This is a genomic window from Pseudomonas sp. SIMBA_068, assembly GCF_046534705.1.
Taxonomy (GTDB): Bacteria; Pseudomonadota; Gammaproteobacteria; order Pseudomonadales; family Pseudomonadaceae; genus Aquipseudomonas; species Aquipseudomonas putida.
Genome location: NZ_JAWRYI010000002.1, coordinates 312,343 through 336,800 on the forward strand (window position 1 = coordinate 312,343; position 24,458 = coordinate 336,800).

Below are 24,458 nucleotides of genomic sequence, written 5' to 3' on the forward strand. Positions count from 1 at the left end.
GGCATAATCGCCAATTCTTAATCAGCGATACCGGATTCGATATGTCTCGCTTGCCAATCGACCCAACCCAGGCGCCTGCCAGCCTTGGTGCATTGAGAATCTCCAGCCGCCAGATCACGCTGCTCAATGCGCTGGGCGAGTTCGGCAACCTGCGCCGCGCCGCTGCGGCGATGCACACCACGCAACCGGCGGCCAGCCTGTTGCTGCAGCAGCTTGAGGAACGCCTTGGCGTGCGTTTGTTCGAGCGCTTGCCGCGCGGCATGCAAGCAACGCTCTACGGTGAGGTGATGATCCGCTATGCACAAAGCGCGCTGCATGAGTTCGAGCATGCCCAGGCGCAAATCGCCGAACTGGCGCGCGGGGCCTTGGGCCTGGTGCGGGTGGGCAGCGTCATGGGCCCCGTACCGGGCGTGCTGACCAAGGCGGTACTGGCCTACAAGCGCGACCACCCCAAGGTGCGTATCTCGCTGGAAGTGGGTACCAGCGATACCTTGCTGCCCGCGTTGCTGCGCGGCGATTTCGACATGGTCGTGGGCCGCCTGCCAGACCAGAGCGACAGCCAGGACCTGAACATCGAGCTGTTTGAAGGCGGTGAGCAGATGCGCGTGATTGCCCGCGCCGGGCACCCTCTGGCGGCGGCTGTCGGGTTGCAATTGAGTGACCTGGTGGCCCTGACCTGGATCTTGCACCCCATCGGCAGCCCGATGCGCCGCCGCGTCGAAAGTGCGTTGCAGGCCGGGGGCATGGTGCAGTCACTGGACATCGTTGAAACCGCCTCGATCCTGGCCACCACCGCCATGCTCGAAGCCTCCGAAATGATTGCGGTGGTACCCAATGACGTGGCCGAGCATTATGCCCGCTATGGCATGGTTGCCATCCTGCCGGTAGAGCTGCCGCTGACCATGGCCAACCTGGGCGTGCTGACCCTGCGCTCGCGGCCCAACTCGGTTGCCCTGGATACCTTGCTGCGCTACCTGCGGGCGCAATAACCCTGCCTTTTCACCTGCCTGAGGCCTGCTGCCGATGTCGCCGGACCTGACCCATTCCAGCTTTTGCAGCTTGATCTTTTCGGCTTACAACGCGGGGTCTAGAGGTGATGTTGTCATAACGCTGGCATTACTTGCAAAAAGAGCCTCTGCGCGCCCTCCGGCTCCCACGTCGGCAGAGGGCATCCAGCGACCATAAACCTTGGCGATCATGGTCCAGTCTTTGTGACCCATTTGCTGAGCAACCCACATCGGATTTTCGCCAGCGCTGAGCATCATCGAGGCGTATGTGTGTCGGCTCTGGTAAGGGCGCCGCCACCGTACGCCCGCTTTTTTCATTGCGGGAACCCAAATCACTCGGTAGATGTAGCCGGCATGTCGCCATGGTTCGCCAGTGATGGTGTTCAGGAACACATGCTTTCCGGCCAGAAAGGTCAGTTCCTTTTGCTTGAGCAGTGCCTCTCTTGCAGGGCCAAGCAGCTTAACCGTTCTCCTGCTAGATGCGGTTTTGGTCGACTCGGGAACCTTGGCCGCCCTGGTCTTGGCCCGAACTATTCGGATTTCCCCAGCGATCCAATCAATATCCCCCCACTCCAGCGCGATTAGCTCACTAGGACGAAGGCCCGTCCAGAACGCGAACTGCAGCTGAGCCCACGTCTCCCCCCGCGCCGCCCTGAGCAGCGCCTCCTGCTCCTCCCGGGTGAACGGGTCTACGTCATCCTCCTCCTTGATCTCCTCCCGATTCTTGTATGCCCATCCCGAAAGCGGGTTGCTCTCAATGATTTCGTCCTCTACTGCGTCATTGAGCGCCGACCGAAAGCAGGTCTGAACTGTGGTCAGCCTACTGTTCGAAACCTGGTAATCGGACAACTGATCCTTGATTACCTTCTTGTTGAGCTCTCCGAGCGACAGATCCCCAAACATTGGCTTGAGTATCGATCTGATGATTGACCGGTATAGGGCCGTGGTGCTCGATTTGAAGGTCTTCGTTTTCCGCTCCAGCCATTCGTCCAGGTAGACGCCGATATTCTGGTTTGAGCTGGCTCTGGCAAACTGGGCGGCGCGCTTTGATCGCGGGAATGTGGCGGCGTAATCGAATGTTCCATTTGATATGGCGTACTCGATTGCCGACTTGTGCTGCTCCGCCTTTTTCAGGTTAGCGGCGGTGGGCTTGAGCTGGACCCGCTCCCGGCACCGGACGCCCTGGTATTGGAATGTGATTTCGATACTACTTGAAGACGCGGGCCTGACGCCTCCCCCATCTCTACCCATGAGTAATACCCCTCAACGTCAATTAGGATTCTTCCGTCTGGCGCCTTGCGCCAAACCATGTGTTTTGGCCATTTGCCGTCGCGGATTTTGGTCCTTATGGCGTCTGGTGTGTACCCAGATTCGCGAGAGAACTGTTCCACGGTCTTGTATCGGACCATGATGGGCCTCCTCAGGCCAAGAAGTGGTGCCCGACCTGCGCCGCCCGGGCGGCTTCCTCGGTGCGGAACATGAGCCGTGTTGTGCTGGTGCTGCCCCAGCTGTTGTATTCGACGTCGACCCACCAGGCGCCGAACTTGCGGTACGGCTCGCCGAGGATCTTCGTGACGTAGCAGTCGATCAGGTTCATGGGCAGAGCTCCTTCGGGACTGTGATCGTTTCGCCACGGGCGTGGTGAACAACTGCACGGGCTGCAGCTTCTGCCCGTGTATCGCCGGGCTGGCGGTCGAGAGGGTGACCCGACACGCAGGCCAGCCAAGGCCAGCTGTACCCGCGCTCGATCCACATGCCATGCTTCTGGATCAGGTGCTCGCCGGTTGCGTCGTCGATGGCCTGACCACCGAGCGGCAGTTGCAGTTGGCCGGCGGCTTGCGGGATCGGACCGTCGACCATTTCGACGGCCCAGAGCAACGCCTTGCCGGCCAGGTCGCAGGTTGGAACTTTGATCATGCTGGGCATGGCATCAGCTCCTTCGGCACCTGGACGATATCGCCGAGCTCAAACTGAGCGATCGCTTGCATGGCGACAATCAGTGGGTTGTGGGGGTGGTGGAACGCGGTACGCCGGTGCTTTCGCTCTTTGCCGAAGATCGTGCTGCTCCACAGGCCCGACTCGTAGTAGCCGTTTCGATTGTCCATGTAGCCGAAGTTGCGGTGTACGGCGCTGGCCGGCGGCGACAGCGAGACCTGGTACTTCTCGATCAGCTTCCCGCCCAGCGCCCACTCTTCCCACGGGTTGTAGCGTTTGGTGTGCTCGATGGCCTTGCCCTGGTACCGGGAGAACACCCGCCATGGCACGCCGTTGTATCCGGGCGGCTCCAAGTACACGTCCAGCCCTTCGGCCTTGCCGACGGCCCACCCCAACGCCTCGCCGGCCAAGTCGGCCGTCTTCACTTCGATCAGGTCGGTCATGGCTTCACCTCGGGCCGCTCAGGGAACGACGCTTCGGCTTCGGTGCGGAACTTGATGTCGGCCGAGTCACCATGGCGGCCTGCCGACCAGGTGATCCGCTTGCCGCAGTAGCAGCCGGTCACTTGGGCCAGGTCGAAGTTCTGCCGGAACTCCATCGAAATTCCAGTCATGCCGTGCTGGCGCGCGAGGGCGACTACCGCTCGCGCGAACTCTACGTCTTGATCAGTCACTGCGCTCACAGCTGATACCTCTCATCAATCCAGCGCCCAGGCGCCAGTGCGGGTGTAGGTTCGGGTTGTGTTTCGTGCGGGGAGAGCTGGCGCTGGTTGCCGGCCTGCAGCTGGCTGTCGGGGATGCAGCTGATGCCGACGCCGTTGAGGATGTAGCAGGTGACGCCGCGCTGGCTGTCGTGCTGCACGTCGATGACGTTCTCGGTTGCGCTGGCGCCGGTGGCCAGCAGCAGGAGGCAGAGGGCGAGGCGGGTCATGGCAAGTCACCGACTTTCGCAGCAGCGTGAACAATGGCTCGGCGCGTGCATTCTCGAAGATCGCCGCAGACAGGCACATACAGACCCTCATCCAGGTCACCGCTGTATACATCGACGCCACCGGCGTTGATTTCGATGTTCAGGCGTAGCTCAACCGCCAGTTTCAGCGCGTCACCGTCATTGATGAGTGGGTTCCAGTGAGCGCGCACGCCGGACTGGCCTTTCAGGCGGAATGGCCATTTCGGGTCTCGGCAGGTGCAGGGCTCGATATCCAAGCCACCACCCTTGGCGGCCAGCTTCAGCAGTTCGTGATCCAGGTTCTTTTCTTCGGGCACGATGATTCCTTGGCCGCCATATCGGGGCAGTGAATAGAGGAGGGGCAGCGGGTTTGAGTACAAATGTACTCTGTTCAGTTGGTGTTGCTTAATGCTGTTTGGTTTGGTGATAAAAAATTATACTTGTGCTTTAATGTCGAATTTTCTCGGTTTTATCTAGTCTGAGGGCTGAAATTGCTTACAAATATGGAGGCTGCGTCCGCCGCGCTGGCTCAGATTTTATGTATAACGGGTCTGATATGGATGCTCTTGTTTTCGCATCAAGAACAGAATAGAGCTTCTGTTGTTAAATTGATTGGAAGTGCCTTAGTTCTCGCTTTGGCATTTGCTGCTAATAATGCTTTTACATATGGGCTTGCTATTTTTATAGTTGCTACGCTAGTTACAGATCTCGATTTTCTAGAGAAGCTTGCTGCGCTGTTTTGGAATCGTGATAAGTATTGGGAATATCAGCTTCAGAAACAGACGATCGCAGATGCTGAGGATAAAGCCGCTAAAGAAGCTGCTGCGATTTTGTCTGAAGATCAAGAAGCTTTTGATACGACTACAGCACCCACAAATGAACAGAGCGGAGGGAGCACGCCGAGCGGTCGGGAATCCACAGTTGGGCAGAAAGCTCCAGACATGCAGCCTGACTCAACCAATACAGTGATACTCCAAAATCCGAAGTTCGTTAATGCCACCACTCATTACCAGCTTAAACGAGCAATGACTGGCCGAATACTTGCTTTTGAAGCTAAGGTTGCGGAGGCACTAGTGGCCCCCGGAGGCCCGTTATCTGAAGGTGTTGCGTCCAGCGGTTTTATTTTGAAAACCCCTGAAAGAGACTATCAAATTGATTTGATCGTCCAGGCTGGGGCGATGTATTACGTTGCCGAAATTAAATATGGAGTTTCTCCTCAGTTGGTGAAGTCAGGGGAAATGAGGGCGCGTGAAGTAGCCAGAATCTATGAGTCTTATCTGAAAGATAAAGGGATAAGTAACCCGATCGTGATGCCTATGCTGATTGTTTCTAGCCGCGCAGATTGTTCGAGGGTGGGAAGAGGAATCACTGTGCTTCGCTATGATGAGTACAGGGAGGCTTTTGTTTAACCATCGGCATAGCCAATTAAGCTGATTATGCTGCTTGGGATTGTGCGCTCTTTATTTTCCACGGATCGTTTGCCCGCGCTAGAGCGGCCATCGGCGGCGGGCTGACGCTGTTGCCGCACATGTGCACCTGCTCGGTCTTGGTGAACGGCTTGCCGTCGGCACCCTTGTCGATGATGTAGCTGGCCGGGAATCCTTGGGCGCGGTACAGCTCATGCGGCTGCAGCATGCGTAGGCAGATGTCGACGATCACGTAAGGCGTGCCTTTCACGAACACGGTGACCAGGCCCAGGCGGTCCTTGGTGGTGACTGTTGGCGCTGGCGCGTCTGCCGCGCTGGTGTTTTCAGTTCCGTAGTAGCTGATCAGGAACGCAGCCACGCGCAGCGCACCGGCCTCGTGCTCTGGGGACAACTTATATTCGACCAGCGCGTGGTGCTCGGCACCGGCGGTCATTGTCGGCACCAGGTCATTCACGGCACGGCCTACGCAGTTGCGGCGTAACGTGGCCAGGCTGGCAGTCACCAGGCGCTGCTGGCTTCCTGTGTTGGTGACCGTGCTAATGGGATCTTCCATGCTTCGGGCCGGGGTTGTGTTGAATCCGCCGTTGGCTTGCTCGATAAATGCTGTCACCAACGCCCGATGGCTGCGGGTCATCAGCGTGCCCATTGGCTGGTCAGCTGATACCGGGTTACCGGCATACACCGGGCCGCCGGCCCCTACCATCACTGGGCGGGCCATCATCAGCTCGCCGCGGTTGGCAGCTGTGACCGTGGGCAGCGGCTCGCTAGGGTCATTCACCCGGTCGGCGCCCAGATGGGTGGCGGGTAAGATCACGGCGCTGGACAGCGCGTGCTTCACGCCGCCGGCTACGACCGTGCCCAGCGGCTGGTCCAGGCCAGGAACTCGCGGCTGCTGCCCCACACGCTCACCGTATCCGGTTTGCACCAGGGTAGGGCTGGCCATGGCGAAACTGCCCCCGCGCGGCCAGGAGGTGACGGTGCGGAGCGGTTCGTGTGCTGACTGAGCCAATTCGCCCGACCAGTTCGCAATCGGCACGATGAAGGGCTGCGGGTTGTCCAGCACGAACTTCTTCATGCCCTTGGCGACCCGGCGCAGGGTGGCTGCGGCCAAGTCCTTCTTGCGGCCGAAAATGCTCTTGCTCGGCACGCTCCAATCGATGCAGTCGGCGGCGGTGCGCCACTTCTGCTGGCCCTTGGCTGGGTGCTTGGCGTGGGTAGGCTCAGGCCACACGATGGGCTGGCCGTCGCAGCGGGCGATCATGAACAGCCGCTCGCGGCTGGTTGGCGCGCCGAAGTCGCAGGCCTTGATGATCTGCCATTCCACTTGGTAGCCCATGCCTTCGAGCAGATGCACGAACCGGCCCCAGGTGATGCCGCGTCGCTTCGGGTCGGGCACCAGGAACTGCTGTTGCACTGGTACGCGCTCACCGACGGCGGCCACAGTACCGTCCAGTTTAATCACCCGGCCCGTGGCCTTGTCGCGTTTGGCGATCAGCGGGCCCCACTGCAAAATCTGCTTCACATTCTCCAGGCTGATCACTCGAGGCTTCTTCTTGCCGCCCCACTTGAGGCCGATCCACGACAGGTTGCGGATCTCGCGCTTGCGAGGCTGACCGCCGGCGGCCTGACTGTGGTGAGTACAGTCGGGGCTCATGTGGAACCAGCCCACCGGCCGGCCCCGGCATTCATCGTCGGGGTCGCCTTCGAAAACATCGGTGGTGAAGTGGCGCGCCGCAGGGTGATTGGCAGTGTGCATGCTGATCGCCGCTGGGCTGTGGTTCTTGGCCACGGTCACCGGCCGGCCCAGGCCTATCTCCAAGCCGGTACCGGCGCCGCCGCCACCGCAGAAGAAGTCCACCACGATCTCGTCGTCTTGCGGGTCGAAGCCAAGGCCGTACTGGGTTTTGAAGTCGAGCGGGTTCTTTTTCTGAAATGCAGACATGGGCGGTCCTCGCCGGGGTGGCGTGAGTGTTTGATTTCGGGTATTAGTGCGCGGCTATGAGTGGGCCGGCCTTTGGAGTGGGGAATGAATTGGGAATGCTTTTCTTACTGGATTGAGCATCATCCAGGACTCGCATCGTGGGTTCAGGCCATCGGCTCAATCGGAGCCATAGGAATAGCTATCTGGATTGCGTCTTCTCAGCGGCGGGCCGAGGCCAGGGCTGATAGAGCCAAGTCAAAGCTGGTCCTTGATCTAATAAAAACAGTTGCCGCAAGGGCCGATAGAGCCGTCTCGAACGATTCGGTTAGTTCAATGACGCTCAATGGTCATTTGAACTTGATCGCCGGTTTATACACGACATTGGAGAAAATCGATCTCTTGAATTTGCCAGCTGAAAACATGCTCGAGCCGATGTGCAACCTTCGCGATGCGCTCCGGGCGCTCGAGGCGGGCATGAGAGAGGCGCAGCGTAAAGAGTACCTCGCAACCTGGTTGAGTCAGGGCGAGGCAATTTTATGGAAGGCCCTCGTTAAAACAGCTGCTAAGCAGATAGCAGGACTGAAATGATGCGTGCATGTCGGAGATACCTCGCGGCTATAGTTCGCGGAATTCAAAGGAGGGAGTCTTGATGCTGAACTTCATTCAGTACCGAATCGATTTGCACAGACAGGCTAGAGCGGCGCTAAAGCACGAGCTGAATCGACCATCAAACACTGAAGCGGCTCATGAAAGCGGTCAGCTGGAAGAGTTTTACAGGCAGTCTGACCGCCTTTATGAGTGGCGCATGATCATCCTCACAAGCTATCTGCGTTCTGTAGCGGATGACTTGATCGTTCCCATGCCGCCTCTCGACGACCGCGCTATGTACGCGCAGGTTGATTGGGACGATGATCCGAGGCAGCCGAAGTATCTTACTGAGAAGGGAATCCAGACCGTACGTACAGCAATTAGAGAGGAGCAGAAGCATCGTCGAGACGCGTGGACGTTTCGATTGACCGCCCTGACAGGCCTGGGTGGCATCGCAATAGGGATTCTTTCGGCTTGGCCTAAGTAAAAGTCCTCCATTTGCAGGGGCCGGCGAATAGCTAATTTGTTGTAGTCATTGAAATAACTCGAGAATATAGTTCGACAAAAATGGAGGTAGGGATGAGAGAGGGGGTTGAGAAAAAGGACCTGTTGGATTACTTGAGAAAGCTGGCCGCCGCTTCACTGTTCGTGGTCTCAATCGCAACCCCTGTGTTTGAAATAGGCTCGACGATAAAGTCTGCTTATGAGGTAGCGCACATCGCAGATAAGCATTCTGATTTCTTTGGGGAAGGCCCATTTTGGATCGAAAGCCGCCCAGGGGATCAGTGGCAGGAGAAATCCTCTCCTGATGCTGTTATCGCTAACTACGCAGCCGTATGGACTGTGCATGCGCGACTGGCTCGAAACGGTGCTGTCATTGGTGGTTACGAGAGCCTCATGGCTAAATTAGGCGGCTATGAGGTGCTCATTCGAAGCAGCCCGAAATCAGTCGAAGTTGCTGGAGCTGGCACGATTTTAGTCAAGCAACCCTCAGATCCCTTTGAGTTAGCCGAACTTCGCGAAATCTTGTTGAAATACGCCGTGGCTTTCGCAATCGACGACGGTAGTGGCTCCCTTCACGCCGGAAACGTTGTAATGGGGAACGGAATCCATTCCGAAATAGAGGACTCCTTTAAGGCATAGGCTCTAAGAGGCTTGCGGTGTCGACGTCTCATGGGCAGTTGTTCGCGCCGCAGTTCTGGCAGTCGTTCAGGAATCGGCCGTCCCAGCTGATGAAGCGTCCGCAGCCGTGGCAATTAAGAGGGCGCTCCCATGGCTTGCGCTGCTTCCGTGGTCTCACCAGCTTGATACCCGTTCCGCGCAGGGCCTCTTTGATGTTCACGTCCTGCTTGTGCACCAGGTGCCTGGCCTTGGCCTCAAGGTAAGACAATGGCCAGATCACCGCTTCCTCTGGGGTGTTGCCGATCGCTTCGGCAGCCTCAAGGGTTAGGTGGTGTGCCTTCTCGAATCGGAAGGTGTGGCCTATTGGCCATCTGGCGAATGCAATGTCGTTCCCGTTCCAATGCCCAGGGATCTGCAGGACAACGGTGCATCCCGGGTTCAGCTGGTCGCGGGCTTCGTCCAGGCTGATGTATTGGTGGTCGACGCCGAGATGTGCGCGGGCATCTACGTAATCTTTTGGCCATGGGATGTCTGTTTCCCGGTGGCCACAGGCCTGCTCTTGTGTGAACAGCTCGGCCTTGTCGAGGTTGGTGGTGTAGCCGCCGCCCAAGGCCCAGAACATGAGGCCGTCACCGGTATTGCTGCGGCTGTCCTGTAGGTAGAACTGGGTCATGGCTTTCTCCATGCATGCGCCGCCCTCCGTGCTGGTGGCGGCATGGTGGCAATTTGGTTTGGGATGGGGTATTACGGGTGACCGGCATGGGGCCGGGCACAAGGAAGGAAAATGAAGAAGTCGATTCGAGATCATCTCTGGAACAAAATCCAGGACTTGGATACTCAAGGCCGAAATGCAGCGGACCAAAAGTTGAAAGAGGTCGTCGAGCTTGGGCGCAAGATCAGCCAGGCCGAAGGTGAAGAGGTTGCAAACAATGTTATGGATCACGGACTCATTGAGGTAGCGCTGCTTCGGTGTCGCGAAATTCAAGACAAGAAGCATGGCGGGCTTTGCTACGATGATTTGCAGATCAACTTCCGATATGCCGACATGGCGCTGAAGCGCGCTGAGCAGATAATAGATAAAGAGCTTGCGTACCTCGACCTCTAGCCAGGCAGCAGGACCTCATCCCCCTGATCCTGCTGAATCATCAGCATGCTCTTCCGGTCGAATTCCAGGGCCAGGCGCGGCGAGATACTGATCTCGTGTCGTGGCGGGGCGAGAAACTTCGCCGCGTGCAGCCGGCCCAGGGCGTGGATGCCGTGGATCAGCGCTTCGATCATCTGGCTGTAGGTGGCGTCTGCCCAGCCGCAAATGGCGCGCAAGTGCTGGCCGGTTCGCTTCCTGGCTGACAACCGCAGCGGCTCAGTCCGCGCCACATCACGGTGAGCTTCGATTTCGTGGCGCGCAATCCTGAACAGTGCGTGATGCCCGAGCGCTTCGATGTGATGAATCATCAGCGTCATCGCCTCGCCCTGTTCCTCGATCCCGGCCCACTCCATCAGCTCAAGCAGAGCCTGTTTAGTCCCTGGTCGAACCTTCAAGCGCAGGTCTTCTTCCTGCAGCCTTGCGGCTTTGGCGCGGCATTTCTCGTCGCGCTCCTTGGGTGACATCGCCATACGGCACCTCCATGATTCCGCTGGGCGGGATGTGTATGTGCAGCTGGCGGCGACGCTGCTGCGTGAGCTTCTGGATGCGTCTCATGGGTGGCACACCTCAATGGGCGTTTTCTTCGTCGAGCCAGACGGCATGACCACCAGTAGACGCTTGTTTCCTCGGTATACGCCCCAAGGCTGACCAGTGGATCTGGCCATGGCCGCCGCGTACTTCACGGCGGGCACAGGCTGAGACATGGTTGCGATCATGGGCTACCCCCGATTCCGCTGGAGCGGGAAGTCAATGACGAACTCGGCAAGGATGCGCGCGAACCTGCAGTTACCGATGCCCAGCTCCAAAGTCACGCCCCACCGGGACATGCCAGCATCACGCAGGGCGATGATCTTGTCGGCGAGGTCACTATCTTCCTGGCTCAGTTCGGCCTTTACCTTCTCCGGTCTGGCCGGCTTCGGCGGGCTGAAGAACCTGAATCCTCCCCGCGCCGCTACGCCCCAGAGAGCGGTCTTGGTTTCGCCCAGGAGCTTTGCGACCTCACCACAGGTCATGGTCTTAGCGAGCTCTTCTACCTGAGCTGTGCGTGCCTTGGCGCGGCTTTTACGTTCGCCGCCGCGCTCCTGCTTGGCTGGCTTGACCCGCTCCGGCTTCGGCTCAGGGTGATGGCGCTGGCGGAAGGGCACGTACTGGAACCCCTTTAGCACAATGATCCGGCCGCCAGACGAGAAGAAGGCCGCTTTGGCGGCCTCCAGGTCGATTGATGGGTTCATGCTGACCTCACTTGATGCGGATTGAGCTCTCGCCGCGCTCCAGATGCGCCCAGGCTGGCTCAGGTATCAGTTCGTGTTCGCAGTCTTCACCGGCGGCCATGCGCTTGCGGACGGCTTCGTTGTGCTCGCGATCGGCCTTGAGCTTTGCGGCGATGGCGTTCTTGTCCGGCGCGATCTTGGTCTGCACTGATGTCAGGTCGTCCGGCACCGCCTGCTCGTTGTCGACGATCACCTTTTCCTTACCGGCGACCAGGCTGATGGTGAACAGCGGGCGCTTGATCGACTTAATGTTGGCTGCGTCCATGTTGCGCCGCAGGTAGTCGGTGATCGCGGTCACGCTGTTGGCCTTGATGCGTTTGAGCTCGCTGAGGCGTTCAATCTCGGCTTCGATGGCGCCGATGTCGCCCTCAATGTTCCGACGCAGCATGACGATGTTGTCGGCCTTCACCTCAAACTCGCCCTGAATGCCGGCCATGGTGTCCTGAATGGCCTGCTTCAGGCCTTCGTCGTCGGTGTCACACATGGCGGCCAGTTCGGCCATCTGGCCGGTGAGTGCGTAGAGCTGTGTCATGCTGCAGCCTCCTGTGGCTTGCCGGTATCGAGGTTCTTCAGTTCAAGCGAGATCCGCGCTGCGCCTTTCTCATCCTTGCGGCCGATGAGCTTGCGAACTGCGTGGTCGTGGATTTTCTTGCGCTCATGCGGCGTCACCGCCTTCTGCATGGTCTCGATCGTGTCCTTGATGAAGTCCAGGCGCTCCTGCTGTTGGCGTTCGATCTCGGCCTGGCGGTCTTCAGCTTGCTCGATCGCTTGCTCGGCCTGAAGCTGCTGGACATAGTTCACGTCGTCGAACATGCCCAGGAACACGTCGGCGCTGAAGCCAAGCATCGACAGGGCCTTCTTGATGGCGTCGGTCAGCGACTTCTTCGGCGCCTCGCCGTCGGTGGTAGTGCCGTACTTCGACTTGTAGAGGTACTGGGTGCACCCGTACTGCTCGATCTCGCCGCGCTGGCCGTCGAGCACAAACCAGAAGGTGATCTTGATTGTGTGGTTGAGCTCAAAGCCCAGGCTGACGCGTTTGTCACCTTCGCCACTGAACATCTCAGCGCCCCTGTCGAAGCGCTCTTCAACCACGTTCCAGCCAAAGCCGATGCCGGCCGGGCCGAATACCTCGGTGGCCTTCATGATCATCGCGGTGCCGTTCAGGCTGGTGATCTGCTGGCCGCCGACCTTGGCTTCTTTGGTGAATTGGGTGTTGGTCGTCTGGACCTTCTCCCAGATGCGCATGTTGGTAGTGGACATTAGAAAACCTCGCGCCAGGCCGGCGCCGTCAGTTGAAATAGGGAAATGCCAGGTCACCCAGGCACGGAGGTACGCTCCAGGCCCTGGCTGCGGTGGATGGTTGCGCGCTCTCGCCGCTTACGCTCCCGAAGGGGTACGGTTATCCCGAAGGCCCGCCGTGCGCCGGGTGTGAATTCAGGAAGTGATGTTGCCGGCCAGTGCGCTGGCGAGCATGAAGAAGGTGCAGGCGAAGAGCATGGAGAAGGAGCCGCGCCAAGCCGCGATGCGGCGGGCCCGTTGGTAGGGGGTCACGCCCGCACCTCATACCCGACCGTCCACTCGCCGCAGATGCAGGCCCGGCACTTCCAAGCCTCTGGGTTCTCGATGCTGGCCAGCGCCGCCTCATTCACCGCTGCGGCGAACGTCGGGCCCTTGAACAGCATCAGCACCCGGTCGGCTGGCATCGCCTGAGTCTCGGGCAGTTCCGCGATCTGCTCGTCGATGAGCGTGGTGATTAATGGCGTGGTCATGCTGCCTCCTTGCGCCGTTCGGCAATACGCCGGATGCGCTCGCAGTAGTGTTTGAACTCGTTGGACTCGATGGCCGAGAGGGAGAAGTAGGCGACCACCAGGGTTTCGGCCTTGGCGTCCTCCACCGGGCCAGAGCCCGGCAGAAGCATCGTTTCGATTGCGGCCTCGATGGCGCTGACTGCCAAGCTGTGAGGGCTCATTGCGCCTCCTCGGCCTGGGCCAGCACTCCTTCTTTGGCGAAGGGGGTGAGCAGCTGGCGGGCGATCTCTTCCAGCGCCGACTCAGGGTTGGCCACGCTTATGATCTCGTCAGCTGCCGCTGCTGCGTCGCTGGTCACTTTGCAGCGCGCAGCCAGAACCAGGCGGCCCAGCACCGAGTTGCTGATGCCGTTCAGGCCCAGCTGGCCCATAACGAACTCATCCACCGCCTGGGCGAAGCGCTCATAGGTGACACCCTGCTTCGGGCGCATCCGGCGCTGAAACACTACGTCGCGGCGCGCCATCAGCTCAGCGATGCCATCGTCGATCCAAGTGGATTCCGCGTCGGCTACTTCGCTCACCGCCGGCGGCATCCGGTTGTCGTACTCAAACTGTGCTGCTCGAAGTGCGCCCATGGTCGCCTCCAGGTGGTGGGTTCAGTCGGTGTATGCGATGTACTTGAAGAGGCCTTTTTCCGCGTCGAATCGCTCGAAGCGTCCGCCGAAGGTGCCGCGCACCTTTTCCTCGACTTCCTTGGCGGTGGTGCCAACAGGGAAGACGCCTTCCTTGATCATCGAACTGGCTGTGTGAAGCTCGGCCACCCAGTCGATCTTGGTCGGATCAAGCACGCGCGGTTTTGTCTGGATGTAGGGAAGAGGGGCGCCCAAGCTGATGGATTCGATCTCACGGACGCAGAGAGGGTCATCGGCCGCACGCCAACCGCAATCAGGGCAGTGCATGTCGGCGTTCTCGTGATTCCAGCAGGGTGCAGCGATGTGGCAGCTGCAATCCTTTACTGGCTCGATCTCGATGGAGCCCTCGCAACCGTCGCGAGCGCAGGTTTCGCCTTCGCAGTAACCGAATTCGCTCATGGCGTCACCCGGGCGGAGAGCATTGCATCCGCCATGGCATAGGAGATTTCAGCGACGATGCGCATCTGCTCGCCCGAACTGTCGCCAGTGTCGTCGAGCTCCTTCGCCTGCCAAGCATTGGCGAGGTAGCCGCTCATGGCCTTGACCGCGAAGTAATCGCGGGTTGTCAGTCCAATGCAGGTGCCGTGCCCACCGTATTCGCTTGCCTGTACGGGAAATGCGGGCTGCTCGCCTTGCGCTGCAGGCTGGCAGTCGTAGCAGATACCGCCGACTTGCTCCGACTCTTCGATGCAGCTTGCGCAGCGCAGGCACCGGCCTACGCCAAATGGTTCTGGTGGCTGGTACATGGATTGTCCTCTGGACCGCATTGGTCAGGAGCCAGGCGCGGGTGACCAAACCCACCGTGAAAGGTGGCCTGGCGCCTGCCAATGCGGTCGATGTAAAGGAAGTGGGATACGAGAGGGGGGAGATCTGTCAGGAAAACTGTATTCGGGTCGAATTCGGTCGTTACAGCTGCCGCTAAGCAAGCAGCAGCTATGATTGGTTAGCGCAAATTAGCGTTTGGTGAGGATTGCTTCGTTGGATGTACCGTAGCCGCTACAAGTCCGCGAAGCGGATGTGGGGCTTCTCAAGGTCATGGTGCAATCAACTGCACCATCGTGTATCTGATAAGGCAAAGTCTTTCCTGATGCGGTCCCGGTTCCAGAGCTGTTGGTGGTAGACATAAAAGCCTCTTGAACCTGTTCAATCCGATACTTACCTGTTCCCATGGCGGTAATTTCTACCGTGTAGGTCTGGGAGAAGCCAAGGCTATTTCGACCGGAGCCCGTCCAGGTGCCCGCGAAAACATCTGAGTCTGAGCTATTCTGACCCGCCTCATTCTTGCCTGAGTCTTTGACCTGGTCAGCATTTGCACAAATTGAACACGAGCGGTAAGTAACGGATTGTTGAGTGATAGGGCTGGTGCCGAAGAGGCTCTCGGCCTCTTTGCTCTTGTTCACCAGTATTGTTTGATGAGGTGTGCCGGCAACGTAGTACTCGACTTTCGAGCATACCTTTTCCGAGCTATGGACCTCGATTTCAGCCCCAAAGCTCGGTTTTGATCCATAGCTCTTGATGAAGTCGATAGCCCCAGTGCACTGCCCAACAATCTTCTGACAATCACATTGCTCAGCGTAAGCGCTAGACGTCATAACTAGCAAAATCAAGAGAGGTGCTCGCATGGTGACGTTCCTGCCGTTCAGGTGAGAAAACCCTTTTCGAGATTGTAGATAGGTCTGCGTCACCCGGTTGATTTCCCAGATGCCACTCATGGAATGGCACCTGGTGAAATCCCGGCCTCGCTACTGGCGACAGGCCGGGGTATTGCGTCAGCGATGTCATGGCCATTTCCCCGCCTCTGATTGCAGGTCAGGCTTCGTCGTCGGTGTGGGCTTCGAGCTTCCTCCTCATGGCGGCAATCAGCGCCTGTTCGCCATGGATCGCAGGTCCTTACAACATGCACGCTGCAGCTCTGTTGCCCGGCTTAATGGGGCAGGGTGCATGAGGTCCGGCGCCCCTCAATGCCGAAGCTCGGGGCGCTAATTCTGTTCAGTTTTCTCTCCCTTCTACCGCTGGGATTCGCGGGGCGCATTGCATGCCCGGGTCGTTCTCTCGGTTTAGGCGTTTCACCTTCGTCAGCCGTACAGGGTTGTCCCTGTCGTGGGCAGCCTTTCGGGGCTGTCTGATCGCCGGTCGCCGGTAGAGGCAATGCGGTCTGTTGGTTGTTGCGCTGGCTGTTAAAGAGCGGCGAGGCTTGAGGGCCTCCCGAGGGGCTGTGTAGCGCCTCGATGGATAAAATATTGCCTAGGGAATTATTCTCTGTCAATGCCTCCGGAATTAAAAAATTCTTCGGGCATGAAAAAGCCCGCCATTGCGGCGGGCTCGAGATGCGATGGGAGGGCCTTATTAGTCCTCTGTCACCAGCTTGTAGGTGACAATTTCACGGTCAGAAAGGGGTTCAAATCTAACGTGCTTGAGCACCTTCAAGGACACAGGCATGCCAAGCGTATACTTCTGGATGTGATGATACTGCTGTCGGTTGTAGCTAATTTTAAGCTTCGAATTGCCCGATCGAATGTAAAGGGCTCCGTTCTCCTTCAGATCGGTAACCTCCCCAAAGAGCGATACCGGCTCAGGCTCTCGTATCTCATGCTTAGAGAGCTTTTTATGGGCAAGCCTGACCGCCTCGAGACTTCCACCCCAGTGGTAGACCTTGGCATTTGGCGCAGGCCATAGGAGCTCTGCGCTCAACTCCTGGGCCTCCAATTCGCCAAGCATATCGCTCAGTGCCTTCGTGGCAGAGATGCCTATAGTCTCAACAAGGTCCCGAATCCTGTCCTCGGATGGCTCTTTCAGGACCTCGAAAATCTGCTCTAGGGCTCCCTCTAGAATCGAGTCTCCAGCTATATCGGGAGCCACATTTCCAGCAAACACCAAACGAGTCGATCCCAGGGCAAGGCCAGACAGTCTCAAATCGAGCTCTTGGGCTAGCGTCTCGGGAATTCCTCTCCCTGGGTCCCTACCGTGCCTTAAGTGATAAGCAGCATACGAGAGGGCGCGATTGATCCCATAGGAAACCTTGGATAGGAGCTTAAGCGGGATGCTCCCGTCCATACGGCGGCCTGAAAGGCGCAGCTGGATAACCTCGTTTTGAAGTGCAGCTTTTGCCTGGCGAAGCTCTTGGCGAAGATCTTCTTGATGAGCTTGCCAAGAGCGAAGCGAGACTTGCAGCGAGAACCTGTTCGGCTCAGCAGCAAGGCGTTTCTCGTCTTCTGTGATGAGGCTCGCCACCTGAGCTAACTGGCGCTCAAGCCAATCAATGCGATTTGCCTGCTCCGTCATATGTTAACTCCGATGGATGCCAGACCTTTGGGGGTCACCTCGTCGCGCTGCGTGCCAAATTGCTGTTGCCAGTAGGCGACGCCGCGGGAATTTTCCTCTGCTACTTGGAACACATGAAGCCTGAATCGGTTCATGACCATGGTGCTATCAAAGAGGTTCATGAGCACAGGTCGTGCCGACTCTGAGATCTCATCAAGGACGGAAGACTTGAAGACCAGAACGATATCGATGTCGTCTGGCTCGTCCTTGGCGCACATGAAGGATCCGTCGATCCAGGCGGTGCCTTTGAAGCCTGTGGCACCCAGCATATCCAAGTATACGCCAAGCGCCGAGAACAGAGCCCTCCTCCTGGTGGATTCCGGGAAGGCGTCGACGGTCAGTTCTCTCAAGGATTCAAGAGTGTGGGGATGCAGACCGCCCGGAAGGAGCGGGGGGTAATCAATCTTTTCCTGATTCATTCCGAGGCATCAAAAGATCCATTGCCTGCTTTAGCTTGATAGCTTGCTCTTCCGTCATGCCGAGCATCCTGTCCGCCATCTCGTCTACAGCCATTTTGTGGGTCGGGCTTACCTGCGCATAGCGACTATCTCGGTGGTAGTCGCCATCACCGTAAGCCTGCGCAACGTCAGCGATCTCATCAGCAAGGCGCTTGCTGTACCTCTCAGCAGGTATGCCAAAAAGCTTAAAGATCCCGACAGCCACATCCTTGTTGAGCCTCAACCTTCCGTTCAGGTAGTTGCTGAACGATCCCTGGTTCATCCCGAGCGCCGCTCCAGCAGCCTCCTGGGTAATCCGCTTTTCCTTAGGGCGAGAGGCGTTCTCCTCTTTGATCAAGGCCTTCAGGGCTGCGCATTCAGCCAATTCCCAGTCTTCGAGTGGTCGCTTGTCTTTGCTCATGGCGGGCGAGTGTATTTCCGGAGGTAATGACAAACAAATGCCGGGGGAATTGATTTAAAAAATTCCCTAGGCAATAATCACGACATGAATCACTGGAGGAGAGGCCATGAGCCGTACTCACATCACCAAATTTGCTGCTGATCACGGGCAGACCGAAGCGGCATCGCTCCTGGGCATGACGCAGGGCGCCCTGAGCAAAGCCATCCGGGTGGGTCGCGATGTTTATGTGACTAAGAACTCTGACGGCACCTATTCCGCGGAAGAGGTCAGGCCTTTCCCGTGCCAACAGCACCACCTTAAAAAGTCCGCCGCCTAACCAATTTCAACCGCAAGGAGCAGTACCCCTATGGGATTCAAAGACCCCCTGACACAACGTCGAGACCTGGCGAGGAAGGTCCGGCTTTATCCACTGCTTGATCGGCAACTGCAGCGCGCTGCCCACAAGGCTCGCCGCGAGTACGCGACCTACCTGTTCGAGATGCTCGAGTGGGCCGCTGTGAATGGCGGCATCGAAGCCCTCATGCCTGACGACCTTAAGGATATCGCGGGCTAGAGGCCCTCAGGAGGGCACGATGGAATTTTGTGAAGAGAACGTGCCGCCAGAGACCAGAGCCAAGATTCATCGCCTGATGGAAGCCAGGGGCTGGACGTTTGAGGAGGCCGTTAACGAGGTCTTGCTCGAAGCAATCACGTCCGGCGCAACGGTATTCCTGGGAAGGCGAAAGGCACCGGTTCTGGAGCTGGTGGGACTGAAGAGGCCCTCTACCGGATAGGTGAGGCCCTCACATAGAGACTGAAGAGACCCTCAAATGGCAGGCACAAAAAAACCACCGGGCAGGGTGGCTTCTTGTACTGCATTCGTAACGCTTGTGTGAGGTCATCATATATGCACCAGACCATCCAAAGCAATACCGTGGCCCTCGCGCCACAAAATGCGAACCGCGATTTCGTGGCGCGCAAGATGAGCAGCCTTGAGCTGCGAGATCTGATCAACGCCTCTAGGAAGTCTGCTGGCGAACCCCAGGTGCGCAATGACCAGTTCCTTTCTCGGGTTGAGGACGAGCTGGGAGACGAGCTTGAGGGGGTGCAAAAATACTACACCCCCGTGTACGGCAACCAGGTAGCCACTTACGACCTAACGCTGGACCAGTGCATGCTGGTCGGGATGCGCGAATCAAAGTCGGTTCGCCGCAGTGTTCTCGATAAGCTCAAGTCGCTCGAAGCGCCTCGCGTCATCGCGACTCTGCCTGACTTCTCCAACCCTGTTGCCGCCGCACGCGCTTGGGCTGACGAGATGGAGCAGAAGCAGATCGCCCAGCAGGCCCTAGCCATCGCCGCGCCGAAAGTCGAGTTCGTCGACAAGTACGTCCAGTCGACCGGCCTCAAGGGCTTCCGCCAAACCGCAAAGCTGCTGAGGGCTAATGAGGCCCGCTTCCGTGAGTTCCTGCTCGACAAGAAGATCATGTATCGCATGGGCGGCGAGTGGCAGGCCTACCAACAGCACATCCACGCTGGCCGGTTCTCCGTGAAGACCGGAACCAGTGACAGCGGCCATGCCTTCAATCAAGCCAAATTCACCGCCAAGGGCGTCACTTGGGTGGCTGGCCTGTGGGCACAGTACAACCTGGAGGCCCAATGATGGCCCGCATCCGCACTATCAAGCCGGAATTCTGGTCGAGCGAGCAGGTGATGTCCTGCCGCCCACTTGCACGTCTGCTGTTCATCGGCCTGTGGAACTTCTGTGATGACGGTGGCAACCACCCGCTGGCCGCCCGCACGATCAAAGCCCTGGTCTTCCCCGGTGACGACATCACCACGGAGGAAGTGAGTGCTCTCCTGTGCGAACTGGAAGGCGCAGAGCTGATCCGCAGCTACTGGGCAGCAGGCAAAAACTATCTGCACATCTGTGGCTGGAAGCACCAGAAGATCGAGAAAAAGAACTTCAAGTACCCAGCTCCGCCGGCAGAAATCGACGATGAGTCCGAGAGCGGTCGCCGACAATTCGCCGAGGAGTCGCCGACTGGTCGTCGACCCGTTGACCCCGGAAGGGAAGGGAATGGAAGGGAAGAACACAACACACAACGCGCGGGCGAGGAATTCGGCGTTGACCCAAAGCTGCCGACCGAGATGGACCTTGAGTGGAAGCCTGACGACAAGCTGCTGAAGGCTTACGCCAAACGCATGGGGATCCCTGTTGACTTGTTTACCGATGAAGCCACCGCAGCGTTCGTCTGCCACTACTCGGCCTCTGGCCGCTTCGAGACGCAGGCCGCTTGGGTGAGCCTGCTGGTCAAGTGGGTGAAGCGCGACGTGGCAACTGCAAGCAACGTTAGGCCGTTCCCTGTGAAACGACAGAACAGCGAGCCTGACTTCGACAGCACTGCATGGGCCGAGAACCTGGTGGTGCGCCCATGAAATCAGCCAACCAACTGATGGCCGCTATGGCCAACCGTCCGCCCGAGCTGCACGGCGGCCCCGTGGTCGTGTCGCTGGAAACCGCTGAGGTGGTCAACGACCTGTTCCGCCGTCTGCGCGGGATCTTCCCGGCCTGGCGTCAGGCTTGGCCGTCCACCGAGGCCCTGGCCGCCGCCAAGGAGGAGTGGATCAAAGAATTCGCCTCCGAGGGCATCCGCACGCTCGAGCAGATCGAGTTCGGCATCGAGAAGTGCCGCAAGCTCAAGAAGCCGTTTGCGCCGAGCGTGGGCGAGTTCATCGCCATGTGCCAGCCGACGCCCGAGGACTTCGGCATGCCGGCGCCGGCCGCTGCCTGGGTCGAGGCCCTGCTGGGTGTGTACAGCCACGAGGGCGTGAAGATCGCCGCGGTGGCCACCGGCCTGTTCGACCTGCGCGCCGCACAGCAGAACGACAAGGGCCTGCAGGCGCGATTCGACCGGGCCTACGACATCGTGCTGCGCCGCGCCAAGGAAGGTCAGCCCCTGGACGGCAAGATCGCCACCGGCATCGGCCACGACAGCCAGAAGAGCCTGAGCGATCTGGCAGACGAGTACGCCAGTCAACGCCAGGACCGCCTGCTTGGCCTCCAGCAGATCCCATCAAGCGCCGCCGCGTGCCGTGCTCACCTGCTGACCAAGTTGAACATCAAGCGCGCCGGGCAGCCGGCCGGGGAGGGGGTGTGATGAATTCCCTGTGGCTGGCTTTCGTCTTCGCGCTGTGCGCTCTCGGCGGATGGGTTGGCGCCCACGAGAGCATCAAGAACGACTGCGATCGTATCGGCGGCTTCTACATCGGCAACACCACTTACAACTGCACCATCGGGAGAGCCAGGCCATGACCGAGAAGATGAGCGTCAACAGCCAGGCCAAGCTGTCCGAGGCCATCACCATGCTCACCCGCCTGTTCCGCGACAAGAAGTTCGTCGTGGTCAGCATGCGCTCGGGCAAGGACCGGACCCTGGACCAGAACGCTCTGTGGTTCGCCATGTACGAGCGGATCGCCAAGAGCACCGAGATGGGCGACATCGAGGACGTGCGTCGTTACTGCAAGCTGCACCTGGGCGTGCCGATCATGCGCGCGGGCTGCGCCGAGTTCCGCACCGGCTGGGCTGAGTCGTTCATCCACCTGGATTACGAAGTGAAGCTGCGCCTGATGGGTCCGTGCGCCATGTTCGGACCGGATGGGTTCCCGGTCACCCGGCTGTTCGACCGGGCCCAGGGCTGCCAGTACACGGACCGGATCGTCGAGGAGTTCACGCCGCGGGGCGTGCACTTCGCTGACCTGCTCGGGGAGGCTGCGGCATGAGCGTGCTCGCCAAGGAGATCAAGCCGAAAAAGTGCAAGGCGCCCGGTTGCGGCCAGCGCTTCAAGCCATCCATGTCCACGCAGAAGGTGTGCAGCATCGCCTGTGCCAAGGCCATGGCCAAAGACCCGAAGCTGCAGAAGGTTGCGGCCAAGGCCATCACCAAGCAGGCCCGGGAAGACCTAAAGGAGCGCAGGGAGAAGCTGAAGACTCGCCGCGAGCACATGGCCGAGGCGCAGACCGCGTTCAATGCCTACATCCGCGAGCGCGACGCCGGCCTGCCGTGCATCAGCTGCGACGCGAACCCGAGCGACCACGACCTCATCACCGGCAGCCGCTGGGATGCCGGACATTACCGGTCGGTGGGCGCTTGCCCGGAGCTGCGCTTCGAGCCGCTCAACGTCCACCGCCAGTGCGTGAAATGCAACCGGAACCTGTCGGGTAACGCGGTCGAGTATCGCATCCGGCTGTTGAAGCGCATCGGCGCTGACCAGGTTGAGTGGCTCGAAGGGCCTCATAAGCCCCAGCGCCTGACCATCGAAGGCCTGCAGGCCATCAAGGCGCTCTACAGGCAGAAGCTCAAAGACCTGAGGAGGGCTGCAGCATGACACCAGCATGGGGATTCCTGATTTTGGCCACCCTCATGGTGGTGGGTGGTGTGTCGCTGTCCTGGGCGGGCGCGGTGCGCCGCAAGCGGTACTACGAAGAATTCATTTTGAGAAAGGCCAAGCGGGCAGGGGGTAAACCATGAAGTACCAGAGCGTGTTGGCAGCAGTGGTTCGCGCCCTTGCGACGGAGACCATGAGCGGCGTTAGCGGTGGCGACTTCGAGCCGAAGGTCCAGGCTTCGAAGCTGAAGGGCGAGATCACCGGGAAGGATGCGGCGATGCTGGTGGACTGCTGGGTGCACGCCCGCCTGCACAGTAAGCTGATCCCACGCCACTGGAATGCGCTGACGGCCAGGTTCTCGACCCACAAAGCCAAGAAGGTCGAGGCCATTGGCAAGTTGGTGCCGCTAATCGCCACCCAGGCGCCGAACCTGTTCAGGTACAAGGCGGTCACTGCCTGGGCCATCCCACCCGTCAAGGGCGTGCAGACGCAGTCGGGGCATGAGGTGGCCAGCCGTGCGGCCCGTGAGCGAGCAGAGTTCGACTCGCTGCATGCAGGCGTGGTCAAGCACCTGGAGGGCGGCGAGATGCCCGAGGACGCCGGCCAGGCGCGGCGCGAGCAGTACGTGAAGCGCTCCACCGACATGATCGTGCTGCCGGCCGAGTTCTACAACATCAACACCTGGGATGGCCAGGGCCTGAACCGGACCACGTATTGGCGCTGGAAGAAGGGCATCGAGAAGGTGCTCGATGAGATGGTGATCGAAGCTCTGGCTGCCTCCAGCAAGATTCTGGAGGACGAAGGCGTTTTGATGGCAACTGCCGCTTGACAAGTCTGCAACGGCGCAACAAAATTCTTTCATCCTGTCATTCCTGCGCGTGTTGAGGAGTGATCACAAAAGCCCGGCCATTGTGCTGGGTTTTTTTGTACAAAAAATAATCACTTTCCGCTGTTAGAATTTTAATCTGGATAACAATCTCAAAATGTCTTGAAATTCTTATCTTTAGAGAGCCTAATGCACCCCGACAAGGCAATCCACAAAACCGGGGTATTTCGAATGCAGCAGCGCCACAAGCACCTACTACACCTCAAGCTGGATCAGCTGTGGTCTGAGGGCGTAGTCCGAATTGACCGGTGGGAGATGCTGGCAATTTTCGACAAGCAGAAGGTCACCGTTGCTGATTGGCGCCTGTTCGGGGAGTACTGGGATGAGTTCTGCGGCTCTCCTACAGATGCCGCACCATTGCAATACGTGAAGATTATGGTCGGAGAGCAGCCTACGCCAGTTGGCTACTACGTATTCAACTCCACCAACGTTGAGTCAATTCCCTAACGCATTGACTGTTTAACAGCCCGGCTACTGCCGGGTTTTTCGTTTTTTGAGGCCCTAAATCGGCCTTGGCATGGAGTCAACATGGACCCGACCGACCTCGGCCCAGGCACAGCCACCTGGCTGGGCGGAACGGGTACTGTATTGCTGGGTGGCTTTCTCTGGCTGCGCAAGTGGCTGTCACGGGATGCGACCGACAGGGCAATGGACACCGCCGACATCGGCGTCGTCCGCCGCCTGAATGAGCTGCTGGACATTGAGCGCGAGGCCCGGAAAGAAGCCGAGGCCCGCGCCGACCAGTTCGCCAAGGAGCGGAACGACCTCGCGGCCACTGTTGGCCGCATGGAGGGGAAGATCGAGGCCCTGACCAGCCAGGTAGCCAGCCTGACAGAGCGTGTGGCGCTGCAGAGCGATGAGATCGCCCGCCTGCGCACCAAGCTCGGAGGTACATCGTAATGGACAGATGCGCACTGGAGTTCATTGCTCGCCGCTGGTGGCGACGGGCAGAGGTCTGGATCATTGCTGCTCTGCTGGTTGCTGGCGGGGCGGTGCTGGGCTGGCAGTCTGCCTACTGGGCCATGGCCAGTACCCAGGCCAGCCAGGTTTCCCAGATCCGCGAAGCCTACGATGCGGCCATGGCCGAGCGGGATCAGCGCCTCGATGAGCTGACTCGGAAGGCCGAAAGCGCCGCAACCAAAGCGTCGAAGGCGGCGACCACCGCTAACCAAGCCGCTGACAAGGCTGATGAGGCCCTCAATCGGGTCGCCCCCTCGAGTGATTAAA

Annotated in this window: 41 protein-coding genes; 19 read left to right on the forward strand and 22 right to left on the reverse strand. The window is 59.0% G+C overall.

Translation table 11 applies throughout. The annotated features are described in order from the left end of the window. Nucleotides 1-41 precede the first annotated feature (41 nt). On the forward strand, nucleotides 42-989 hold the full coding sequence (locus tag SB756_RS07515) for a LysR family transcriptional regulator (protein WP_341795790.1): 948 nt from the start codon (nucleotides 42-44) through the stop codon (nucleotides 987-989). Nucleotides 990-1,073: 84 nt separating this feature from the next. Here SB756_RS07515 and SB756_RS07520 read toward each other — a convergent pair whose 3' ends face one another. From SB756_RS07520 to SB756_RS07550, 7 genes are all read right to left on the reverse strand, one after another. After that, nucleotides 1,074-2,258: an Arm DNA-binding domain-containing protein gene (locus SB756_RS07520; RefSeq protein ID WP_410910541.1), complete on the reverse strand. Its 1,185-nt coding sequence runs from the start codon at nucleotides 2,256-2,258 to the stop codon at nucleotides 1,074-1,076. Nucleotides 2,259-2,427: 169 nt separating this feature from the next. Beyond that, entirely contained in the window at nucleotides 2,428-2,604 is a 177-nt protein-coding gene (locus SB756_RS07525; protein ID WP_410910542.1) for a hypothetical protein, read from the reverse strand. Then, the gene (locus tag SB756_RS07530) at nucleotides 2,601-2,933 is read right to left on the reverse strand and encodes a hypothetical protein (protein ID WP_410910543.1); all 333 of its coding nucleotides are present in this window, start codon (nucleotides 2,931-2,933) and stop codon (nucleotides 2,601-2,603) included. The genes SB756_RS07525 and SB756_RS07530 overlap by 4 nt, the downstream gene beginning before the upstream one ends. After that, nucleotides 2,921-3,385: a phage protein NinX family protein gene (locus SB756_RS07535; RefSeq protein WP_410910544.1), complete on the reverse strand. Its 465-nt coding sequence runs from the start codon at nucleotides 3,383-3,385 to the stop codon at nucleotides 2,921-2,923. The genes SB756_RS07530 and SB756_RS07535 overlap by 13 nt, the downstream gene beginning before the upstream one ends. After that, the gene (locus SB756_RS07540; RefSeq protein ID WP_410910545.1) at nucleotides 3,382-3,624 is read right to left on the reverse strand and encodes a hypothetical protein; all 243 of its coding nucleotides are present in this window, start codon (nucleotides 3,622-3,624) and stop codon (nucleotides 3,382-3,384) included. Before SB756_RS07540 ends, SB756_RS07535 begins: the two co-directional genes overlap by 4 nt. Continuing rightward, nucleotides 3,621-3,872 carry a hypothetical protein gene (locus SB756_RS07545; RefSeq protein ID WP_064490677.1) on the reverse strand — a complete coding sequence of 84 codons (252 nt, stop codon included), beginning with the start codon at nucleotides 3,870-3,872 and terminating at the stop codon, nucleotides 3,621-3,623. The genes SB756_RS07540 and SB756_RS07545 overlap by 4 nt, the downstream gene beginning before the upstream one ends. After that, complete coding sequence (locus SB756_RS07550) at nucleotides 3,869-4,207, reverse strand: hypothetical protein (RefSeq protein ID WP_410910546.1); 339 nt, start codon at nucleotides 4,205-4,207, stop codon at nucleotides 3,869-3,871. Before SB756_RS07550 ends, SB756_RS07545 begins: the two co-directional genes overlap by 4 nt. A gap of 243 nt (nucleotides 4,208-4,450) precedes the next feature. Here SB756_RS07550 and SB756_RS07555 point away from each other — a divergent pair, with 243 nt between their 5' ends. Next, a complete protein-coding gene (locus SB756_RS07555; protein WP_410910547.1) occupies nucleotides 4,451-5,299 on the forward strand; it encodes a hypothetical protein in 849 nt (282 codons plus the stop codon). 25 nt (nucleotides 5,300-5,324) lie between these two features. Here the strand turns inward: SB756_RS07555 and SB756_RS07560 are convergent, their stop codons facing one another. Beyond that, entirely contained in the window at nucleotides 5,325-7,259 is a 1,935-nt protein-coding gene (locus SB756_RS07560) for a DNA cytosine methyltransferase (protein ID WP_410910548.1), read from the reverse strand. An 84-nt stretch (nucleotides 7,260-7,343) separates the two neighbouring features. On the opposite strand from SB756_RS07560, the gene SB756_RS07565 reads away from it, so the two are divergent. The 3 genes from SB756_RS07565 (at nucleotide 7,344) to SB756_RS07575 (ending at nucleotide 8,969) form a co-directional block, all read left to right on the forward strand. After that, nucleotides 7,344-7,826 (forward strand): hypothetical protein, encoded by a 483-nt coding sequence (locus SB756_RS07565; RefSeq protein WP_410910549.1) that lies wholly within the window; start codon nucleotides 7,344-7,346, stop codon nucleotides 7,824-7,826. Nucleotides 7,827-7,887: 61 nt separating this feature from the next. Beyond that, complete coding sequence (locus tag SB756_RS07570) at nucleotides 7,888-8,313, forward strand: hypothetical protein (RefSeq protein ID WP_410910550.1); 426 nt, start codon at nucleotides 7,888-7,890, stop codon at nucleotides 8,311-8,313. A gap of 92 nt (nucleotides 8,314-8,405) precedes the next feature. Continuing rightward, entirely contained in the window at nucleotides 8,406-8,969 is a 564-nt protein-coding gene (locus tag SB756_RS07575; RefSeq protein ID WP_410910551.1) for a hypothetical protein, read from the forward strand. Nucleotides 8,970-8,997: 28 nt separating this feature from the next. Here SB756_RS07575 and SB756_RS07580 read toward each other — a convergent pair whose 3' ends face one another. Further along, a complete protein-coding gene (locus SB756_RS07580; protein WP_410910552.1) occupies nucleotides 8,998-9,621 on the reverse strand; it encodes a hypothetical protein in 624 nt (207 codons plus the stop codon). A gap of 111 nt (nucleotides 9,622-9,732) precedes the next feature. Between SB756_RS07580 and SB756_RS07585 the strand changes: the two genes are divergently transcribed. After that, a complete protein-coding gene (locus tag SB756_RS07585; RefSeq protein ID WP_410910553.1) occupies nucleotides 9,733-10,053 on the forward strand; it encodes a hypothetical protein in 321 nt (106 codons plus the stop codon). On the opposite strand, the gene SB756_RS07590 is transcribed toward SB756_RS07585, so the two are convergent. The 13 genes from SB756_RS07590 to SB756_RS07650 all read right to left on the reverse strand — a co-directional run bounded on the left by SB756_RS07590 (nucleotide 10,050) and on the right by SB756_RS07650 (nucleotide 17,981). After that, nucleotides 10,050-10,562: a hypothetical protein gene (locus tag SB756_RS07590; RefSeq protein ID WP_410910554.1), complete on the reverse strand. Its 513-nt coding sequence runs from the start codon at nucleotides 10,560-10,562 to the stop codon at nucleotides 10,050-10,052. The two genes, SB756_RS07585 and SB756_RS07590, sit on opposite strands and share 4 nt — an antisense overlap. Before the next feature lie 249 nt (nucleotides 10,563-10,811). Continuing rightward, nucleotides 10,812-11,324, reverse strand: coding sequence for a hypothetical protein (locus tag SB756_RS07595; protein ID WP_410910555.1), 513 nt, complete (start codon nucleotides 11,322-11,324; stop codon nucleotides 10,812-10,814). A gap of 7 nt (nucleotides 11,325-11,331) precedes the next feature. Next, a complete protein-coding gene (locus SB756_RS07600) occupies nucleotides 11,332-11,895 on the reverse strand; it encodes a siphovirus Gp157 family protein (RefSeq protein ID WP_410910556.1) in 564 nt (187 codons plus the stop codon). Next, the gene (locus SB756_RS07605) at nucleotides 11,892-12,623 is read right to left on the reverse strand and encodes a hypothetical protein (protein WP_410910557.1); all 732 of its coding nucleotides are present in this window, start codon (nucleotides 12,621-12,623) and stop codon (nucleotides 11,892-11,894) included. The genes SB756_RS07600 and SB756_RS07605 overlap by 4 nt, the downstream gene beginning before the upstream one ends. 287 nt (nucleotides 12,624-12,910) lie before the next feature. Further along, nucleotides 12,911-13,132, reverse strand: coding sequence for a hypothetical protein (locus SB756_RS07610; protein ID WP_410910558.1), 222 nt, complete (start codon nucleotides 13,130-13,132; stop codon nucleotides 12,911-12,913). Beyond that, entirely contained in the window at nucleotides 13,129-13,332 is a 204-nt protein-coding gene (locus tag SB756_RS07615) for a hypothetical protein (RefSeq protein WP_410910559.1), read from the reverse strand. The genes SB756_RS07610 and SB756_RS07615 overlap by 4 nt, the downstream gene beginning before the upstream one ends. Next, the gene (locus SB756_RS07620) at nucleotides 13,329-13,745 is read right to left on the reverse strand and encodes a hypothetical protein (RefSeq protein ID WP_410910560.1); all 417 of its coding nucleotides are present in this window, start codon (nucleotides 13,743-13,745) and stop codon (nucleotides 13,329-13,331) included. The genes SB756_RS07615 and SB756_RS07620 overlap by 4 nt, the downstream gene beginning before the upstream one ends. 21 nt (nucleotides 13,746-13,766) lie before the next feature. After that, a complete protein-coding gene (locus SB756_RS07625; RefSeq protein ID WP_410910561.1) occupies nucleotides 13,767-14,201 on the reverse strand; it encodes a hypothetical protein in 435 nt (144 codons plus the stop codon). Next, nucleotides 14,198-14,548 (reverse strand): hypothetical protein, encoded by a 351-nt coding sequence (locus SB756_RS07630; RefSeq protein ID WP_410910562.1) that lies wholly within the window; start codon nucleotides 14,546-14,548, stop codon nucleotides 14,198-14,200. Before SB756_RS07630 ends, SB756_RS07625 begins: the two co-directional genes overlap by 4 nt. A 207-nt stretch (nucleotides 14,549-14,755) precedes the next feature. Beyond that, nucleotides 14,756-15,514, reverse strand: a complete 759-nt coding sequence (locus tag SB756_RS07635; protein WP_410910563.1) for a hypothetical protein — start codon at nucleotides 15,512-15,514, stop codon at nucleotides 14,756-14,758. A 634-nt stretch (nucleotides 15,515-16,148) separates the two neighbouring features. Beyond that, a complete protein-coding gene (locus SB756_RS07640; RefSeq protein WP_410910564.1) occupies nucleotides 16,149-17,084 on the reverse strand; it encodes a hypothetical protein in 936 nt (311 codons plus the stop codon). Then, nucleotides 17,081-17,542 (reverse strand): DUF6932 family protein, encoded by a 462-nt coding sequence (locus SB756_RS07645; RefSeq protein WP_054573850.1) that lies wholly within the window; start codon nucleotides 17,540-17,542, stop codon nucleotides 17,081-17,083. Before SB756_RS07645 ends, SB756_RS07640 begins: the two co-directional genes overlap by 4 nt. Continuing rightward, complete coding sequence (locus tag SB756_RS07650) at nucleotides 17,523-17,981, reverse strand: helix-turn-helix domain-containing protein (RefSeq protein ID WP_410910565.1); 459 nt, start codon at nucleotides 17,979-17,981, stop codon at nucleotides 17,523-17,525. The genes SB756_RS07645 and SB756_RS07650 overlap by 20 nt, the downstream gene beginning before the upstream one ends. Before the next feature lie 106 nt (nucleotides 17,982-18,087). Between SB756_RS07650 and SB756_RS07655 the strand changes: the two genes are divergently transcribed. The 13 genes from SB756_RS07655 to SB756_RS07715 all read left to right on the forward strand — a co-directional run bounded on the left by SB756_RS07655 (nucleotide 18,088) and on the right by SB756_RS07715 (nucleotide 24,457). After that, nucleotides 18,088-18,297, forward strand: coding sequence for a Cro/CI family transcriptional regulator (locus SB756_RS07655; protein ID WP_054573852.1), 210 nt, complete (start codon nucleotides 18,088-18,090; stop codon nucleotides 18,295-18,297). 30 nt (nucleotides 18,298-18,327) lie between these two features. Beyond that, nucleotides 18,328-18,534: a hypothetical protein gene (locus SB756_RS07660; protein ID WP_019751332.1), complete on the forward strand. Its 207-nt coding sequence runs from the start codon at nucleotides 18,328-18,330 to the stop codon at nucleotides 18,532-18,534. Between the two features lie 333 nt (nucleotides 18,535-18,867). Beyond that, nucleotides 18,868-19,620, forward strand: coding sequence for a phage antirepressor KilAC domain-containing protein (locus tag SB756_RS07665; protein WP_410910566.1), 753 nt, complete (start codon nucleotides 18,868-18,870; stop codon nucleotides 19,618-19,620). After that, on the forward strand, nucleotides 19,617-20,396 hold the full coding sequence (locus SB756_RS07670; protein ID WP_410910567.1) for a DnaT-like ssDNA-binding domain-containing protein: 780 nt from the start codon (nucleotides 19,617-19,619) through the stop codon (nucleotides 20,394-20,396). Before SB756_RS07665 ends, SB756_RS07670 begins: the two co-directional genes overlap by 4 nt. Beyond that, nucleotides 20,393-21,118: a replication protein P gene (locus tag SB756_RS07675; RefSeq protein ID WP_410910568.1), complete on the forward strand. Its 726-nt coding sequence runs from the start codon at nucleotides 20,393-20,395 to the stop codon at nucleotides 21,116-21,118. Before SB756_RS07670 ends, SB756_RS07675 begins: the two co-directional genes overlap by 4 nt. Then, nucleotides 21,118-21,273, forward strand: a complete 156-nt coding sequence (locus SB756_RS07680; RefSeq protein WP_014859807.1) for a hypothetical protein — start codon at nucleotides 21,118-21,120, stop codon at nucleotides 21,271-21,273. The genes SB756_RS07675 and SB756_RS07680 overlap by 1 nt, the downstream gene beginning before the upstream one ends. Further along, entirely contained in the window at nucleotides 21,270-21,740 is a 471-nt protein-coding gene (locus SB756_RS07685; RefSeq protein WP_410910569.1) for a hypothetical protein, read from the forward strand. Before SB756_RS07680 ends, SB756_RS07685 begins: the two co-directional genes overlap by 4 nt. A 2-nt stretch (nucleotides 21,741-21,742) precedes the next feature. Continuing rightward, a complete protein-coding gene (locus tag SB756_RS07690) occupies nucleotides 21,743-22,345 on the forward strand; it encodes a recombination protein NinG (protein ID WP_410910707.1) in 603 nt (200 codons plus the stop codon). Further along, complete coding sequence (locus SB756_RS07695) at nucleotides 22,342-22,488, forward strand: hypothetical protein (RefSeq protein ID WP_410910570.1); 147 nt, start codon at nucleotides 22,342-22,344, stop codon at nucleotides 22,486-22,488. Before SB756_RS07690 ends, SB756_RS07695 begins: the two co-directional genes overlap by 4 nt. Continuing rightward, a complete protein-coding gene (locus SB756_RS07700; protein ID WP_410910571.1) occupies nucleotides 22,485-23,174 on the forward strand; it encodes a hypothetical protein in 690 nt (229 codons plus the stop codon). The genes SB756_RS07695 and SB756_RS07700 overlap by 4 nt, the downstream gene beginning before the upstream one ends. A 186-nt stretch (nucleotides 23,175-23,360) precedes the next feature. Next, complete coding sequence (locus SB756_RS07705; RefSeq protein ID WP_410910572.1) at nucleotides 23,361-23,678, forward strand: hypothetical protein; 318 nt, start codon at nucleotides 23,361-23,363, stop codon at nucleotides 23,676-23,678. An 81-nt stretch (nucleotides 23,679-23,759) separates the two neighbouring features. Continuing rightward, entirely contained in the window at nucleotides 23,760-24,131 is a 372-nt protein-coding gene (locus tag SB756_RS07710) for a chemotaxis protein (RefSeq protein ID WP_167055742.1), read from the forward strand. Then, nucleotides 24,131-24,457: a hypothetical protein gene (locus SB756_RS07715; protein ID WP_410910573.1), complete on the forward strand. Its 327-nt coding sequence runs from the start codon at nucleotides 24,131-24,133 to the stop codon at nucleotides 24,455-24,457. The genes SB756_RS07710 and SB756_RS07715 overlap by 1 nt, the downstream gene beginning before the upstream one ends. Nucleotide 24,458 lies beyond the last annotated feature (1 nt).